13 protein-coding genes and 1 pseudogene are annotated in these 17100 nt (G+C 61.3%); 8 read left to right on the top strand and 6 right to left on the bottom strand.

What is annotated here, in order from left to right; genetic code table 11:
• Positions 1-566: 566 nt before the first annotated feature.
• Positions 567-2936 carry an RHS repeat-associated core domain-containing protein gene (locus ACEN8I_RS01905; protein ID WP_413325706.1) on the bottom strand — a complete coding sequence of 790 codons (2370 nt, stop codon included), beginning with the start codon at positions 2934-2936 and terminating at the stop codon, positions 567-569.
• 7 nt (positions 2937-2943) lie between these two features.
• Between ACEN8I_RS01905 and ACEN8I_RS01900 the strand changes: the two are divergent.
• A pseudogene (locus tag ACEN8I_RS01900) lies at positions 2944-3141 on the top strand (alpha-hydroxy-acid oxidizing protein); the annotation flags it as partial.
• Positions 3142-3303: 162 nt separating this feature from the next.
• Here the strand turns inward: ACEN8I_RS01900 and ACEN8I_RS01895 are convergent.
• The 5 genes from ACEN8I_RS01895 to ACEN8I_RS01875 form a co-directional block, all read right to left on the bottom strand.
• The gene (locus ACEN8I_RS01895; RefSeq protein ID WP_413325704.1) at positions 3304-3720 is read right to left on the bottom strand and encodes a hypothetical protein; all 417 of its coding nucleotides are present in this window, start codon (positions 3718-3720) and stop codon (positions 3304-3306) included.
• 473 nt (positions 3721-4193) lie between these two features.
• The gene (locus tag ACEN8I_RS01890) at positions 4194-4325 is read right to left on the bottom strand and encodes a hypothetical protein (RefSeq protein ID WP_413325702.1); all 132 of its coding nucleotides are present in this window, start codon (positions 4323-4325) and stop codon (positions 4194-4196) included.
• Between the two features lie 53 nt (positions 4326-4378).
• Positions 4379-4654 (bottom strand): hypothetical protein, encoded by a 276-nt coding sequence (locus ACEN8I_RS01885; protein WP_413325700.1) that lies wholly within the window; start codon positions 4652-4654, stop codon positions 4379-4381.
• A gap of 8 nt (positions 4655-4662) precedes the next feature.
• Positions 4663-7305, bottom strand: coding sequence for an Ig-like domain repeat protein (locus ACEN8I_RS01880; RefSeq protein ID WP_413325698.1), 2643 nt, complete (start codon positions 7303-7305; stop codon positions 4663-4665).
• Complete coding sequence (locus ACEN8I_RS01875; RefSeq protein WP_413325696.1) at positions 7302-10097, bottom strand: RHS repeat domain-containing protein; 2796 nt, start codon at positions 10095-10097, stop codon at positions 7302-7304. Before ACEN8I_RS01875 ends, ACEN8I_RS01880 begins: the two co-directional genes overlap by 4 nt.
• Before the next feature lie 925 nt (positions 10098-11022).
• Here ACEN8I_RS01875 and gspG point away from each other — a divergent pair.
• The 7 genes from gspG to ACEN8I_RS01840 all read left to right on the top strand — a co-directional run.
• On the top strand, positions 11023-11475 hold the full coding sequence (gene gspG / locus ACEN8I_RS01870; protein WP_413325694.1) for a type II secretion system major pseudopilin GspG: 453 nt from the start codon (positions 11023-11025) through the stop codon (positions 11473-11475).
• A gap of 29 nt (positions 11476-11504) precedes the next feature.
• On the top strand, positions 11505-12743 hold the full coding sequence (locus tag ACEN8I_RS01865; RefSeq protein WP_413325692.1) for a type II secretion system F family protein: 1239 nt from the start codon (positions 11505-11507) through the stop codon (positions 12741-12743).
• 19 nt (positions 12744-12762) lie between these two features.
• Positions 12763-14553: a GspE/PulE family protein gene (locus ACEN8I_RS01860; protein ID WP_413325689.1), complete on the top strand. Its 1791-nt coding sequence runs from the start codon at positions 12763-12765 to the stop codon at positions 14551-14553.
• Positions 14550-15419, top strand: coding sequence for a hypothetical protein (locus ACEN8I_RS01855; protein WP_413325687.1), 870 nt, complete (start codon positions 14550-14552; stop codon positions 15417-15419). Before ACEN8I_RS01860 ends, ACEN8I_RS01855 begins: the two co-directional genes overlap by 4 nt.
• A complete protein-coding gene (locus tag ACEN8I_RS01850) occupies positions 15416-16108 on the top strand; it encodes a hypothetical protein (protein WP_413325685.1) in 693 nt (230 codons plus the stop codon). The genes ACEN8I_RS01855 and ACEN8I_RS01850 overlap by 4 nt, the downstream gene beginning before the upstream one ends.
• Positions 16105-16758, top strand: coding sequence for a hypothetical protein (locus tag ACEN8I_RS01845; protein WP_413325683.1), 654 nt, complete (start codon positions 16105-16107; stop codon positions 16756-16758). Before ACEN8I_RS01850 ends, ACEN8I_RS01845 begins: the two co-directional genes overlap by 4 nt.
• Positions 16755-17100, top strand: a 346-nt coding sequence (locus ACEN8I_RS01840; RefSeq protein WP_413325681.1) for a hypothetical protein, incomplete at its 3' end; no start/stop codon positions are given. The genes ACEN8I_RS01845 and ACEN8I_RS01840, both read left to right, overlap by 4 nt.

Genomic DNA, 17100 nt, shown 5'->3' with positions numbered 1-17100 from the left:
TCTATGGCTCAGCGCTCGATGAAAAAGCGGGTCAAACAAGCGCGAAAATTCACAGCTTTATCTGGTTGCAGCTCTATGCTGTAGCTCTTTCAGTTTCCGGAGAGCGACTGGATCAGCGCCAACATCTACGCTTTTGAATAAGAGATCGCCAAAAGGCGTTGCTTGCTGGTATGGCCGGCAAAACCTCTCTTCGACATTTACGAGCGAATCATTCTCATAAATACAAACGTATTTGCCGTCATTTGAACCGGAAGGATAGGTTACCCACTCGCGTTTTGTATGCCCATCTTCTATGAAGAGCACCATCCACTTTCTTCCGTCTTCATCCCAAGCCACCTGACAACCGGTGTAATTGCTTGGCATCGCCCGTGGATAGATAAAAAGATATGTCCCGTGAACATAGTTACTTCCAGCTCCGTCTGGCGGAGCCTGAAGGCCGCAGTTCTGCTTATTTGTGGGAATGGCTACTTCAGAAAGTCTCGGCGTACCACATCCGTAAATCAGACTAACAAGCATACATAGCCAGATCACGAACATTCTGCACGTACTGACTCGAGTACTAAGTATTAATTGCCACATGAGCACTTCTCCGCAAATTTTCGTATGAGTTGTCGAGTGTTTCTGACCGCTTCAGCCTTTTCATCATCGTCTGGAGCGATATCCCCCTTCAAATGAGCCCATGACACGTGACCGTTCCACGTTTGGCACCCCTTGTGCCCACGAGCAGAGCCATCCTGAATTGCGTGAACTGCAAGAGTCAGTTTCTTCTTGTCACATGACTCAATTGCATCATCAACTATGCGCTGCACGATTATCTGTACCGCCTCCGCTGTTTGCCCCGGCGCGCACATGTTGTGCCAGGGTGAGTGCTCGGCATCCGCTTTTTGGGAATGCCTCCACTTATCAACATCGGCAACCTCCTGCCCAAATTCATCTCCAAGCAATTTCCTTAACCCCTCTTCAGATACAGACTTGTTCGTAAGTTCTCTGTGGTGAACTTCGTCAAACAATCCACGCGGATCAATTCTACTTACGGGATTTCCTCGCACATACGCAAACGTGTTGATGCCTCCCTTCAATCCAATAGGATCGGACTGCATGTACCGTCCAATACGCGGGCTGTATTCACGATTCCAGTTCTGGAACAAACCGCTCTCAGCATCAAAGATTTGGCCTGGTAGGCGCTGGTTGAAGCTGAAGGTTCCCAGGCTACTCGGATTCTGGTCCGGTGCCGTCGCACCAAACGCCTCAGCCGAATCCCAGCGCCAGACGATAGCCTCATCCGACTGTCGCGCGAGGACCCGAGGCGCACCGACCTGATCCGTCGAGACGTTGTACAGGCCAATGGCAATATTGCTTGCACCTGCCGTACCTGTCTGCGTGATCACACCAACCGGAACGCCCAGATAGACGGTTTCGTAAATCGGAGTGCCATTGGCATCGTATTCGCCCAAGAGCTTGCCCGACTCGTCATAGACGTAGTAGGCCGCCCCTGTTGGAACAAGGGCTGTCGGCCCGGTCTTACCAACGCGCAGCTCCAGCGCGTTGTAGCTGTAGGTGACGGTCCCACCCACATTGGTCATCGTTGCCATGCGCCCACGGTCGCTGTAGGTATAGGTATTGGTCCCGTCGCTGGTGATATTGCCCGCCGCGTCATGCACCACGGTCGCCGTGCCACCGACATCCTGGGTCTGGGCCAGCTTGTTGCTGGTGGCCGAGATAGTGTTGAGGTAGCTCGTGCCGCTAATAACCTTGGCCGTACGGTTGCCCGTGGCATCGTAGCTGTACTGGATTGAGGTGGCGCCCAAGGTGGCGCTGATCAGGCGATTCAGGTTGTCATAACCAAAGCTTTGGTCCAGCGCTGGAACCGGGCTTCCATTGCTGACATGCGTGTAACTCGCAATGCGCCCAGCGCTGTCGCGAAGAATGGTGCGGCGAACACCGGTTGTTGAGGGGTCCCCCAGGTTGTAAGCACTGATTTGCCCATTGGCGTCATAGCTGATCGCCTGGGTTTTGGTGCTGGCCCAGGTCCAGCCAGTAAGTTTGCCTTCGGCATTGCGGGTAATTGCGCTAAGCATTGGCAAGGTGCTACCGGTATTAGTGCCTACGCCATTGGCGTTCGGTGGGTTCACGGTAATTCCGGAAACATCACCATAGCTGTCGTAGCTGTAATTGACCCGGGTACCGCTCGGGTAAGTAATCGCGGTCAGCTTGTCCAAGGCGCTTCCGCTGTCACCCCAGGTGTAGCCCACCGTAAATGTCCTGGCCCCCGTGACCTGGGTTTTGCCGGTCTTGCGGCCCATGCTGTCGTAGCTGTAAGTCACCTGGCCGCTGGCGTCGGTGATCTTGGTGAGTTCACCGATGGCACCCGGTGTCGGGGTGGCGCCGCCGTCGTATTCAAAGACGCTGTCGGTGCCTGTCGCATAGTGGGCACGCGTCAGGCGGTTCCCGTTGTCGTAGGTGTACTGGGTCAGTTTGCCTCTGGCATCGGTCTTAGTGAGCAAGTTGCCGACAGCGTCATAGGTGTACTGGCTGGCTCCTGTGTCCGGGCTGGTCTGGGCCGTGACATTACCCAAGCCGTTGGGACTGTAAGTGGTCGCCAGGTTACGCGGGTCTGTGACCTGGGTCAGGCCGTCTGCGGCGTTGTAGGCAAAGCCGGTGGTCGTTGGCGTGGCGCTGCCGATATTGGCCGGCTGCTGGGTCTGGATCGGACGGCCCAGGCTGTCGTAGTAGGTATAGGTCGCCAGGCCGTTGGGGTCCAGCACGGTGGTGGGCCTGCCCATGGCGTCATAGCCGTACTGCCAGGTCAGGGTGCCGGTGTTGATGGCAACAACAACCGCGCCAGAAGTTGAGGGGCTGTTGTTGGTGTCGCCAGCATATTCTGCGCTCAGGGTGTGGCTACCCAAGGCGAGCGAATTGGTGGCAAAGGTGGCCACGCCACCGCTCAAGACCATTGCCCTGGGCGCCAAGGGCACCTACATAGGCCGCGCCTTCCTCTACGGCCTGGGCGCCATGGGTGAACAAGGCGTGACCAAAGCGCTGGAGATCATCCACAAGGAGCTGGACCTGACCATGGCGTTTTGCGGGCGGACGGATATCAAGGCGGTGGATAAAAGTATTTTTGTGCCTGGGACGTATTGAGCGCGTGGGGTAGCGGATTACCGCTCCCTGGAGGTGTGCCAAGCCAATTCCGTTCTCCGGCACCCAGCGTCCTTTAACCGAGTGACGCTCTCACCCGGTGAGGTGCTGCGCTGAGACCTCGCGGGAGAGGCTTCCGATGTGCCGCCTGTTAGTTTGTCGTGCCTAACCCGACGACGTGACCAGTTCTTTGATCAGGCCCTCGACATCTTTGCGGGGCAGCGCATCAAACAGCCATGCTTTCGCCAACGCCCGAACTGCCGCTGACACAGCTATAGACTGCTTGCAATGAACCCTCAGATATTCGACATGCTCATTTGGATAGGCGGGATCGCCGAATGTGCCAATCCAAGCGTCAAATTCTGTACCCTCAGCGTCAGGCAACCATTGCGTGATAAGAATCCCACGACGCGACGTATCCACGATGCAGCTATACACATTAGCGCACACATCGTCAGTTATCACTCGAAATGGGCAATCCAGCCAAGGGCTGACAGAATTTCCGGCCGCTGAAAGGCGCACCTCGTTGGCCCAATGAGTCTTTGCGTCATCGAATAATTTTGGATCAATCAAGAAAGACATAAGCTTGTGGAATTCCGCGTCGATGTACCCGCCTTTTCGCAGTCGCTTGGCCCTATTACATCCCTGAAATGTGGCTCTTCAGTCTTGTGTGAAGGGCTGTTGAGCTCCACGGCGATGTGACCCACTTTTCCACAGCAGCTTGACCCTATCTCAACCCTAAGATATGGATATCCAGCCTTGTGCAAAGGGGCCTCACCAATGGCTCAGCGCTCGATGAAAAAACGGATTAAATAAGCGCGAAAATCCACAGTCGGCATGCTTGCAAGCCTTGCTTCCAATTTTGATCATCCATTTTTAGTGCTCCAAGATAGTTAAGTGTTATTTTGCGGGATCAAATGGAAAAGTAACGGATTTGTCGGAGCGCCGGCATCGAAGAGGTACCAGGTGAGCGAGGGTTGCAGGTGCATGGCATGGAGCGAGGAGTTCGCTCCATGTAGCGACGTGCGCCTGCGCGCCCCCCGGCGCGAGGGCCTTCACTTGTCGTCGAAGTGCTTCGAGACCCGAGGGGCAACCAAGTAGGCGATGACGAACACCGGCACAACCACCAGCGGCGACATCAAGCCCCCTGCCCAGTCCATGCCGAGGAACATGTCGATGATGACCAACAGGAACAGTGCAACGACACTGATGACGGCAGCGACTCGAAGGCGTCGGATACCTACCGCCTTTCAAGAATCGCGCTGCCTATCGCAATGAGCAGGAACACGACCAGAATGACGATGAACGCAACCTTCGGCTGGAACAGACCTAGGAACCGAATCGACTCATCGCGTTCCTCTTTGCCGCACCTCGGGCATCGAACCCATGAGAACTTTTCCAGCGACATCTCGGCACTTCGGAACGGGTACACGATGTAGCCGAGCCTGTTGACGACTCTGTTCTTGCTCGACACCTTGAAGTCGAGCGCGCACTTTGAGCAGTGATGAATTGCCATGGCCAGCCTCACTTCTGCTCGCAAGTGCAGCTCTTGATGTCAACCGAGGTCACGGCAGACCTCCCATAGATTGAAGCTGCAACCGAAGCATCAAAGCCCAGCGACGTACTCGGTGTCTTGTCGGGCGTCGAGAATGCCTGACCAAGCTGGGTGTAGCTGTAGGACGCGACAGGACCAACCCCCAAGCCCGCCGCGAAGAACCGGTACGTGCCTTGGAACACATACGGGTCAATGGCTATGTTGGCGTCGTTGAACTCGACATGCCCACCAGCCCCCGTAGCCTCCGCTCCGTAGCCGGCCACAACAGCCGACGCAAACACGCGAACGTAGGCATATTTTCCGTCAATGCATTGTGACTTCAGGTCGAACCAGGAGAGAGAGCCACCCACAGCTCCCGCTGCAGTGAACTGGTACTGCTCACCGGCCCACTTAATCAATCCCGGTGGGTCAACGTACCGCAATGGGTTGCCACTCACGTATGCGTAGGTATTGACCCCGCCTTTCAGCCCGATGGGGTCACTTTGCATGTATCTACCCAGCCTGAAGTTGTATTCCCGATGCCAATTCTGGAACAGCCCGCTCTCGGCATCAAACACCTGGCCGGGCAATCGTTGGTTAAAACTGAAATTGCCCAGGCCGCTCGGGTTCTGGTCTGGTGCTGTGGATCCAAAGGCCTCGGCCGAATCCCAGCGCCACGTAATCGCCTCATCGCTCTGGCGTGTGATGATGCGCGGGGCACCAAGCTGGTCCGTTGAAACGTTGTAAAGGCTGATCGCAATGTTGCTGGCACCCGCCGTACCCGTCTGCTTGACCACTCCAACCGGACCACCCAGGTAGATGGTTTCATACAGAGGCGTTCCGTTCGCGTCGTATTCACCAAGCAGCTTGCCCGCTTCGTCATAGACATAGTAAGTCACACCGGTAGGCACCAGTGCCGTCGGCCCGGTCTTGCCAACCCGCAGCTCCAGCGCGTTGTAGCTGTAGCTCACGGTGCCACCCGCATTGGTCATCGTTGCCATGCGCCCACGGTCGCCATAAGTAAAAGTATTGATACCGTCGCTCGTAATATTGCCAGCAGCGTCATGCGCCACGGTGGCCGTGCCACCCACATCCTGGGTCTGAGTTAGCTTGTTGCTGGTAGCCGAGATGGTGTTGGCATAGCTCGTTCCGCTAATCACCTTGGCCGTGCGATTACCCGTAGCGTCGTAGCTGTACTGGATCGCCGTGCTACCCAAGGTGGCGCTGATCAGGCGGTTCAGATTGTCATAACCAAAGCTCTGATCCAGCGCGGGAACCGGGCTTCCATTGCTGAGATGCGTGTAACCCGTAATGCGCCCCGCGGTGTCACGAAGAACGGTACGGCGAACCCCGGTTGTTGTTGGGTCACCCAGGTTGTAAGCACTGATCTGGCCATTGGCGTCATACGCAATAGCCTGGCTCTTGGTGCTGGGCCAAGACCAACCGGTCATCTTGCCCTCCGCATTTGTGGTGACTGCGCTCAACATCGGCAGAGTGGATCCAGTATTGGTGCCAACACCGTTGGCATTTGGCGGGTTGACGGTGATGCCAGAAACCACGCCCTGCGCGTCATAGCTGTAATTGACTCGCGTGCCACTCGGATAGGTAATCGCGGTGAGCTTGTCCAAGGCGCCGCCTGCATCGCCCCAGACATAACCAACAGTGAAGGTTTTAGCCCCCGTGACCTGGATTTTACCAGTCTTGCGGCCCATGCTGTCGTAGCTATAGGCCACCTGGCCGCTGGCGTCGGTGATCTTGGTCAGTTCGCCTATGACGGCGGGTGTGGGAGTGGCTCCACCGTCGTACTCAAACGTGGTTCCCGTGCCCGTGGCATAGCTGATGGTTTTAAGCCGATCCAGGTTGTCATAGGTGTACTGGGTCAGCTTGCCTCTGGCGTCTGTCTTCGTGAGCATCTTGCCGAGCGCATCATAGGTGTACTGGCTCGCGCCCGTATCCGGGCTGGTCTGGGCCGTGACAGCACCCAGGCCATTAGGGCTGTAAGTGGTAGCCAGGTTGCGCGGGTCGGTAACCTGGGTCAGGCCGTCTGCGGCGTTGTAGGCAAAGCCGGTGGTCGTTGGCGTGGCGCTGCCGATATTGGCCGGCTGCTGGGTCTGTATGGGGCGGCCCAGGCTGTCGTAATAGGTGTAGGTCGCCAGGCCGTTGGGGTCCAGCACGGTGGTAGGCCTGCCCATGGCGTCGTAACCGTATTGCCAGGTCAGGGTGCCGCTATTGATGGCTACCACTACAGTTCCGGAGGTCGAGGGGCTGTTGTTGGTATCGCCTCCGTATTCAGCGGTCAGGCTGTGGCTGCCCAAGACCAGGGAACTGGTGGCCAGCGTGGCCACGCCGCCGCTCAAGGCGCTGCTGCCTACGGTAGTACCGCCGTCCTTGAAGGTGACGGTGCCCGTAGGGCTGATACCTGTGACGGTAGCCGTCAGCGTGATGCTTTGGCCTACCGGGGCAGCGCCGGTACTGCTCGAAAGCGCCGTGGTGCTGGGACCGGCCAAAGCCAGGGCCGGGACCACGAGGAGCAGCAATGCCAGGCGGCTTAGCCACGCGCTAAAGGTTTTGAAAAGGCTAGGGCCGCTCACGCGGACGCCTGCTTGGATAGGGTTTGTTGTTATGGTGTTCAATTGCCCGCTCCCGTGACTTGCTGCACTCGGTTCAAGGCGTCGTAGACGCGCGTGATATTTCTTTGCAGGTTGCCCGAGGAGTCTTTGACCTGCTCGCCGACCTTGTTACCCATGTTGTCCAGGGTGTAGGTCACCGAGTTACCTTTGGCATCAGTGACGCTGGTCAGCCTGTGCGCGGCGTCATAGCCATAACTCAGCGTTGTACCGTCGGGCAGGGTTGCAGCCGTGAGCTGGCCCACGTTGTCATAGGTGTAGGTGGTCGTTCTGGCCGTGCCGCCTGGCGGGGTGGCCGCCACACTGTTCACCCAGCCTCTTGGCGTGTAGGTGATGTTGGTTACGACACCCTTGGGGTCGGTCATCTGTCGCACGCGCCCTGCCCTGTCATACAGCGTGAACTGCGTGACGTGGCCTGCCGCGTTGGTGATGCTTTGCAGATCGCCGGCCAGGTGTCCTATGGCATTCGGATCATTGACGGGCGCCGTGGGTGGCGTGAAGCTGGCTGTGTAACGGGCCACACCTTTGGTGATGCGGACATCGTCTATATAACCATGCCAGGTCTGGCCGCTCGGGTAGGAGACGTAGGCTTGGGTGACGGAGGTGATGTTGCTGGTGTCAGCCCAGGAAGTCACCGGGCTGCCTCCGAAGTTGTTGTTGCGCACGGTCAGCAAATTGCCGTCCAGAAAAGCCCGGGCGACACCGCTGTTGCGCGTGAGGGCCACATGGTGCCAGGCGCCGACAAGCGTCTCTTGCGAGTGGTCCGCGCTATACAGCGTGGGGAATGTCGAAGAATCGATCCCATACAAAAGCCTGCCGCCAAATCCGCCGTCCCCAAAGCGAATGGCCATGTTTGTCGATCCCCAGGGGATCACCAAAGCACTTCGGTAGCTTGAGCCCGCCGAAGCCAGGTAGAACCACGCTTCGATGGTGAAGTCGCCGGTGCCGAAGCTGAGGTTGTTGCCCGGGCTGGCCGGAACGGTCAGATAGTCCCCGTCCCCCCCAAAAGTCATGGACGAGCCGCCGGATTTTTTCTGCGCGGTGCTGATCTTGGCCCCGCCACCCACGGTGATCGTCTTGGGGGCGGAGGCAGTATCCAGTATGGTTGTTGAATTGTTGGCACCCTCGCCACGCAACAGAACACTTACCGAAGAAAAATACGGATCTGAATTGGCCTCGGAGTCGGAAAAACTCGATGCCGTGGGGTAGTAAGCGCGGGTGGTCACACGATTCAACGGATCGGTGCCGGTGAGCACCCGGCCCATGGCGTCATAAGTAAAGCTGGAAGTACGCGGCGGCACGCTTGTGTCTATCGTCGCGGCAAGGCCCTGGGCGCCGTCAACGTCCGTGGTGGCCTGCTCCACTGTCTTGCACACCACGGGCAGGGCTTTGCCGTTGGGCAAGGCTGGTGCACTGGTGCAGTTGGCCACGGTGTTGCCGTTAAACGGATCAGGCTGGCCGTGGTACACCGTGCTGGTGATCAGCAAAGGCCGGCTCACCTTGACGGGCAGGCGCCAGTCGGCATGCCAGCTTGTTTCGGTCTTGCGGCTTCCAGCAGGCAAGGTTGAAGCACCGGGAAGGACGCCAGCACAGGCCGCCGTGGTGGCTAATCCATCAACCCGCGCGATTTCACGATTGCCTGTGTCATAGGCATAGCAGCTGCGCTGGCCGCTGAAGTCGTCAGTGGACGTCAGGTTGCCGCTGGCGTCAAAGGTGGAGGCGCTGTTGGAGGCCGCACAACCAGAGCCGGCCGGCTGGGAAAGGCCCGTCGGCAGCGGGTAGCCCAGCACGGTGCTGGTGCTGCCGTTGGCGATTTCCCCGTTGGGCCGGGTGAGCTGCACGCCTGCAGGCTCCTGCCAATCGTAGGTGCGGGTGGTGAGCTGCGTGCCGGAGTCGTAAGTCTGCGTCATGGTGACCTGTGGCGGCGCCGTGTAGCTCACCGAGAATTTCTCCACGCCCCCGGCATGTTCGGTCGACAGCGCGCGGCCGGCCGTGTCGTAGGCGAAGGTCGAATAGCGGATGTTTTTTTCGTCGATCACACCAGTCAAGGCCCAAGGCAAGGAGGTGTTCTCGTAAACGAACTGGCGGGTCTTGGTGTCCGGCCAAGTCAGTTGGTTCAGGTTGCCGCTGGTATCGAAGCTGATGCCTATGGTGCGGCCCGTGGAATCGCTGACGCTGGTGATCACCCCGTCGAGGGCGGCGACCCCGCCGGATGGCAAGGTGTAAGCAAAGCTCAGGAAGCGGCCATTGTTGTCGGTGACTTTTTGCAGATACCCGGCTGCCGGAACACCCGCCCCGGCTACGGTGCTGTAGCTAAAGGTCAGCGTGTTGCCGGCGGTATCGGCCCAGTCGGTAAGCTGGCCCGCCATGTTGTAGGTCTCGATGGTGCGCGACTTCGCATCGACATAACGATAGCCTCCGGTTATGGCCGTGAAGCTTCCATTGACATCGGCGTCGGCGACATAAGCGTTGCCTGAAAAGCGAAAGCTGACGGTATGGCCATCGCCGCGGTACAAGATGGCTCCAAAAGCGCCGGTTCCCATGACCAGGTTGCGGTGCAGGCTGCTTTCCCACAAGCCGCCCAAGGCGGGCATGTTGCCGAAAGTCTTGGGGGTTTTGCCAGCTGCGGTCGCGGCGGCCTGCTTGGCACTGTCGTAGGTGAGGACCAGCGGCTGCCCTCCCACGCTCATGCCTGTGACGACGGGCTCAACCTTGGCTCCAGTCAGGGGATAGATGGGGTTGCCCTCTTTCCACGGACAGCTTTGAGGTACTTTGGACGCGCGTTTATTTTCGATCAAGGTGCCAACCGGGGAACATCCGTCATGACTGGAGTTTTCCATATAGCCGGGTTTGCAGGTGCAGGTGGAGCCGGACTGTGTTGCAGTGTCAGGGCAACCGGCCGGTATGGTGCAGTAGGCAGAGCTGAACAGGGCGCTCCCAGCATGCACAACACCGCAAATGATGTATTGCGGCACCGTGATATACGGCTGCGGCACCGCTGCATCCCAGGTAACCGTGTCTTTCAAGATCATGAATGGGGAACCATTGCTCACCCCCTGCGCCTGGCAAGACGATGCCAAATCCGTAGCGCACGGCCCATTGCCTGCGGAGACGCCTTGGCGTGCCGGAGTTGCCGGAAAAGCCTGGACAGCGGAGGAAAGCACAAGGCCCAGGAAAAACGCGCCAATGACACGCCGCATAAATTCTTTCGGCATAAGCACCTTTACAAGTTTCCGGACATACACTTGAGCGGCCCTGCCCGCTTCATGCGACCACAGCAAAGCTATTCGCACCATGCCCGGTGCGGGCCGTTGAAAAGAACCCACGTGAATCCCTCTTTGATTTTTCTTTTTTTCTCTTATTGCGCTTCAGCCAGCAAATGAGCACGGAGGCTAGTAACGAGCCTTGCGCTTGTCACCCTCTATCTGCAGGAGAGAAATCCTAAGTGTGCGTATGGAACAACGAAACCTTCCGTTGTAAATATTTCACTCTTACCAATGCCATGCCCTTCTGGCAGAATCCGACCGGCCTTGGCGTTGGTGCGCGGGGCTTCAATTCAATTTCACATTGAATTGAATACCTTTTGAGTATCAAGCTGCGCGGAATTAAGAAGAACGCAGGTCACGACAAGCGGCACGGCTGCTCAAGTAAAAATAAATTTTTTCGCGGTTGAAAAATGCATCCAAGCATTTCCCTGGGAGGGGAAACTTTTTGAATTTCTTCATGCACCCGATGCAAATCCGGTCCGCACCTGCGGGCGGCAAACGCACGCGCGGCTTCACGCTGCTGGAGCTGCTGGTGGTGGTGGTCATCATCGGCCTGCTGGCGGGACTGGTTGCGCCGCGTTACTTTGACTCGGTCAGCAAGTCCAAATCCAAGATCGCCAAGGCGCAGATCGAATCACTCGACAAGGCGCTGGACCAATACCGTCTCGATGTCGGCAGCTACCCGACGGCCGAGCAGGGACTCAATGCGCTGAATACCCAGCCCTCAGGCGTCAGCAAGTGGCAGGGGCCTTACCTCAAGAAAGCCCTGCCGACCGACCCCTGGGGTAACGACTACGCCTATGTGCTGCTGCCGGGCTCAGGCGGCATCGACATCATTTCCTACGGCGCTGACGGCAAACCCGGCGGCACCGGCGAGGCGCAGGACGTCTCGCTGCATTCGGCCAACTGACGGCGCCCAGCAGCGCCCTCACGTTTCACATGGCCGCGGCTCACGCCACCTACGAGGTCGTCACCCGTGACGGCGCGGGGCGCATCGCGTCGCGCCAGGTGCGCGCGGCCACGGCGGCTGAAGCGCTGGCGCAGACCGCGCGCGGCGGCTTCACGGTGCTGAGCTGCGAGGCCGCCAAAGAATCCGGTGCCGGCCTCGGCGGCCTTGGCGGCCTGGTGCGCGGCAAATCCGCGGCGCCCTCGCGCGCGGGACTGGACACCGCCTCCTTCTCGCAGGACTTCGCGGCACTGATAGACGCGGGCCTCAGCGTCACCGAAGCGCTACAGACCCTGAGCATCAAGGAAAGCGCCGGCGCGCGGCGCGAGCTTATGGAGCAGGTGACGCGCGCGGTATCGGAAGGGCGCACCCTCTCCGCGGCCATGCAGCTGACGGGTGCTTTCCCCGAGCTGCTGGTCGCCACGGTGGAGGCCAGCGAGCGCACGGGCGACCTCGGCAAGGGCCTGGCACGCTATGCCGCCCACCAGCGTGAAATGCAGGCGCTCAAGGACAAGCTCATAGGCGCCTCTGTCTACCCCCTGGTGCTGCTGGTGGTGGGCGGGTTGGTGGTGATGTTCCTCATGGGTGTGGTGATTCCGCGCTTCGCGGGCCTCTTGGACGGCACGCGCACGCAGCTGCCCATGCTGTCCTCCGGCCTGATGGCCTGGGGCCGGCTGGTGGCCGACCGGCCCTGGGTGCTGGCGCTGTTCTTCGGCGGCATCTTCGCGCTGGGGGCCTGGGTGGTCGCGCACTTTCGCGCGCACGGCGTGCGTTCGCGCTGGCTGCAGCGCATTCCTTATATCGCCGGCGTGATCCGCGAGTTCCAGCACCTGCAGCTCTACCGCACCATGTCGATTCTGGTTTCGCGCGGCATTGTGATCCACCGCGCGATGGCGCACGGCGCCAAGCTGCTGGGCGACGCCGACCGCGAACGGCTGGAGCGTGCCACCCTGCTGATGCGCGAAGGCCTGAGCATGAGCGCGGCCCTGTCGGGCGCGGGCTTGTCCGACGCGGTGGCCACCAGCATGCTCAAGGTGGCGGAGCGCACCGGCTCCATGTCGGAAATGCTGGAGCGCATCGCGCAGTTTTACGAGCGCCGGCTGCAGCGCTCCATCGACGTGGCCACGCGCGTCATCGAGCCCGCGCTGATGATCGTGATAGGCACCGTGATTGGCGCCATCGTGGTGCTTATGTATTTGCCGATCTTTGACCTGGCTTCCACTTTGTCCTGATAGCACAAGCGCCTTCCCCATGAACGCCCCCCTCCCCCTTGTTTCCCTTGCGCTGCCGGCCAAAGCGGACAGCGGCCGGGTCGGGCGCGCGCTGATGCAGCAAGCCGTGCAGGCGGCGGCTGTGGGTTCGCGCCTGCAGTGGATGGTGCAGCAAAGCGGGCTGGAGGCCGCGCAGGTGCTGGCCGATGTCGCGGCCGCGCTGGGCCTGCGCGCCATGGCCACACAAGAGTTGCAGGGCATAACGCCAGACTTCGAGCTGATCGCGTTTGCCGACTGCCAGGCGCGCGGCTGCCTGGCCGGCTGGTCCACAGCCCCTTACGGCGACAAGCTGCGCACCGTGGTCGTCAGCGACCCGCTGGACCTCAAGGGCCAGGAATGGATAGACCTGCAACTGGGCGGCGGCGCCGATGAAGTCGTGCGCGGGCTGGCGCTGGCCGAAGACGTGCAAGCCTGGCTCGCGCATGCCGAACGCAACCTGATGGCCATGGGCAGCGCCGACGAGGAAGACGCCGGCGGCCTTGCGCAGGCGGAATCCGTCGATGCCTCCGTCGTGGTCCTGTCCATCGCGGGCATAGAGACCACGGCCAACCCGCTGGTACGCCTGGTCGATTCGATTCTGTACGACGCGCTCAAGATGGGCGCGTCCGACATCCACTTTGAAACCCAGCCGGCCGGCCTGCACGTCAAGTACCGCATCGACGGCGTACTGGAAAACGTCAAGCGCATCGACAGCGCCGAGATGGGGCAACAGGCGATTTCGCGCATCAAGGTGCTGTCCGAGCTCGACATCTCGGAGCGGCGCACGCCGCAGGACGGCCGCTTCAAGGTACGCGTCGAGCGGCGCGAGATCGACTTCCGGGTCTCCATCATGCCCAACCTGTTCGGCGAGGATGCCGTGCTGCGCGTGCTGGACCGCAAGCACCTGACCGGCCAGTTCCAGACCCTGAGCCTGGACACGCTGAGCTTCGCGCAAAGCGCCAAGGACTTTATCCGCCAGGCATCGGGCCTGCCCTATGGCCTGCTGCTGGTGACCGGGCCCACCGGCAGCGGCAAGACGACCACGCTGTACGCGGCGATTTCCGAGATCAACACCGGCCTGGACAAGATCATCACGATTGAAGACCCCATCGAGTACCAGCTCAAGGGCGTGCTGCAGATTCCCGTCAACGAGAAGAAAGGCCTGACCTTCGCGCGCGGGCTGCGCTCGGTGCTGCGCCACGACCCGGACAAGATCATGGTGGGCGAGATACGCGATGCCGAGACGGCGCAGATCGCGGTGCAGGCGGCGCTCACCGGCCATCAGGTGTTCACCACGGTGCATGCCAACAATGTGTTCGACGTGATCGGCCGCTTCAAGAACATGAACGTCGACAGCTACAGCCTGGTGTCGGCGCTCAACGGCATCGTCGCCCAGCGCCTGCTGCGCGCCGTGTGCACGCATTGCGCGGCACCCGCCGATTTGGCCCCCGAGCAGCTGACGCGGCTGGGCATTCCTGCGGATCGCCTGGACCTGGGACAGGCCAAATTCATGCAGGCCGTGGGTTGCGCGCATTGCCGCGGCACCGGCTACAAGGGGCGCCTGGCGATTGCCGAGACGCTGGAGATGGACGACGACATCCGCGACCTGCTGGTGCGGCAGGCGCCCATCTCGCAGATCAAGCAGGTCGCGCGCGGCAAGGGTTTTATGAGCCTGCGCGACTCGGCCGTGGCCCTGGCCATGAACGGGAAGACCACGGTGGAAGAAATCAACCGCGTCACCCCGCGTGAAAACCTGCAGGCCGCGGCGCCGGCGGAGGCCGTTCCATCATGAAGCCCGTGATCGAGCTCGACATCAGCGCCGCCCAGTTGCGGGCGACGCTCAGGCCGGCCGTGGCCGGCTGGGGCAGCCGCGTGCTGCGCAGGCTGCAGCGACAGCGCAAGCCGCTTGAACCGACACCGGCCGCCGCGCTGACCGAGACAGCCGGCTGGGCGCCCGGCGCCACACGCGCCGAAACCCTGGCCGCCCTGTTTGAAGCCGGCGCGCAAGCCCTGCAGGCGCTGCGCGCGCGCCACCCGACATCACTCGACGGCTGCCGCCTGGTGGTGCGCACGGGCGTAAGCGCTTCTTATGTCGGCGTCGCGCCCATGGATCTGTCCTCGCCTTCGGCGCGCTCGGAACAACAGCTGCGGGCCGTGGCGAAAGCGGTGACGCAAGAGGCCATGGGCGCGGAGGCGGCGGCGCACGACGTGCGCTGGCGCATGGAGGCCAGCCAGGCACATCTGTGCGTGATCACGCTCGAATCAGCCCTGGTCGCCGGCCTGCAGGCACTGGCCCAGGCCCAGCGCATGGCACTGGCAAGCTGCCAGCCGGCGATTGTGGAACGGCTGGACAGCGAACTCAAAGCCAGCCGGCGCCGGCGCGATGCGCGCACGCTTGTGTGGACGGAGCTCGATCCCTCGGGCCACCGCCATGCGGCGCTGAGTTTTATCCGCCTGGTGGACGGCAGCGCCGTGAATGCCTGGCGCACCGTCACGCAGGCGCCGTCGGCCGACAGCGACCCCTGGTTGCAACCCGCGCTGCAGCGTTTCCTGATCGCCTCGGGCGCGGGCCTTGAGGAGCAGGTCGTTCCCTGCGCCTGGCCGGCCCACACGACGCAAACGCCAGTACCGGCTGCCCCCGGGGAGCTTGCAGCATGAGCCGGCGCCTGGTCGAAAGCCCTTTTGAGTTCGCGCCGGACGCAGCGCGCTACCGCCCGCTGAGCTGGCTCATCCTGGCCGCGGGGGTTTGCATCGCGCTGGCCGGCCTCTATATCAGCTTGCGCGCCGGCACGCAGCTCGAAGGCGTGCGCTCGCAGCAGGCAAAAATTTCGAAACAGCAAAACGCGCTCAACGAGCAGATGCGGCGGGCCGAGAACAACCCCGCCATGCTCGAGAAGATCAAGGCCAGGCGCCAGCTCGAAGCCTTGCTGCAAACGCCCTGGTCGCTGATGTTTGAAGCCCTGGAGGCCGCGGCCGATACCGTGGAAGGCCGGGTCACCCTGCTGTCCATGGTGCCCAACACCGCCAACCCGGCCGGCCGCAAGATAGAGCTGACCTTGATGGCGTCCAACTACCCCTCCATGCTGGCCTATACCGAGGCGCTCAGCACGGTCAGCGGTTTCTCCGACGTGCGCATCGTGAGCCACCAGCTTGACGAACGCAGCAGCCCAGCCACCTTTCGCTTCCGGCTGACGGCGGGCTGGAACCGCTTGAACGAAGGGGTGTTCCTGGCCAAAGAGCCGCCCGCCGGCGCACTCCTCCCACAGACGCCGCTGACACCGCTGATGCCGGCGCAAGTCTCGACTCCCGCGTTGAAACCCGGCCTCAACAAGGCGCCCTCGCCATGACGCGCGGCCCCGCTTTCATCACCACGGCGCTTGGCCGCCTTGGTCGCCTTGGTCGCCTTGGCGGCGGCGCGGGCCTGGCGCCGCTGCGCGCCCTGGGCTGGCCCGTGCTCTGTGGCATTGGGCTGCTGCTGGTGGGCGCGCTGCTGCTGGGCCTGTCGCAGCAACTGCGCCTGCAAAAAAACAAGCTGCAGTTGGAACTGCGCCAGGCCCAGAAGCCAAGCCCCAAAGCCGCCGCGAGCGCCGTGCGGGGCGTGCCCGTGATCTTTCCGCCTGCCAGCGACTACACGGCCGATCTGGCGCAGATTTTTGACATCGCCAAAAGCCAGGGCATTGTGCTGGCCAGCGGCGACTACCGCGACGCGGACCCGACAGCTCTGGGCCTGGACACCCGCCTGGTGGACCTGCGCATCAACGAAAACTACGGCACGCTCAAGGAATTCCTGGCGAGTGTGCTCAATGCCATGCCGCACGCGGCGGTGCAGGAGTTGCGCATAGAACGCAAGGACGGCACTACCGTGAAACACCAGGTCTTCCTCAAACTCGCGCTGGTGTATTCACCACGCGCGGCCCAGGCCCCGGGCACGCAGCCCATGGCAGGAAGGATTCCGGCGAGTGCCCCGGAACCGTCCGGCACGAAAGGCATGCCGTGAGCCAGGCCTCCTCCCATACTGGCGGCACCACGCGGATCGGCTGGAAGAAAGCCGCTGTATTGATCGCGGCGGGCCTGGGCAGCTTTGTACTGGCGGCTGCCATGCAGGGCAAATTGCAAGCGAGTGATGACGACCTTGACCTGGCAGCCGCGCCGCGCCAGCGAAGCGCGCCGGCAACACCGGCGCAGGTTGCCGATGCACCGCCGCTCCCGGCCGAAGCACCCTCGCAGCGAGTGGAGATCGCGATGAACAGCCCCAGCCTGCGCATGAACAAAATGGTGGTGCGCGATCCCTTCGGCCCGCTGGCGCCCGAGTTTGTGCCCCCGCCCCAGGTGGTGGCAC

Origin of the sequence: Polaromonas sp. CT11-55 (assembly GCF_047303325.1) — a bacterium.
In the GTDB taxonomy this organism is placed as follows: Bacteria; Pseudomonadota; Gammaproteobacteria; order Burkholderiales; family Burkholderiaceae_C; genus Polaromonas.
Note: the sequence above shows the minus strand (reverse complement) of the source record. Positions and strands in the feature narration are given on the sequence as shown.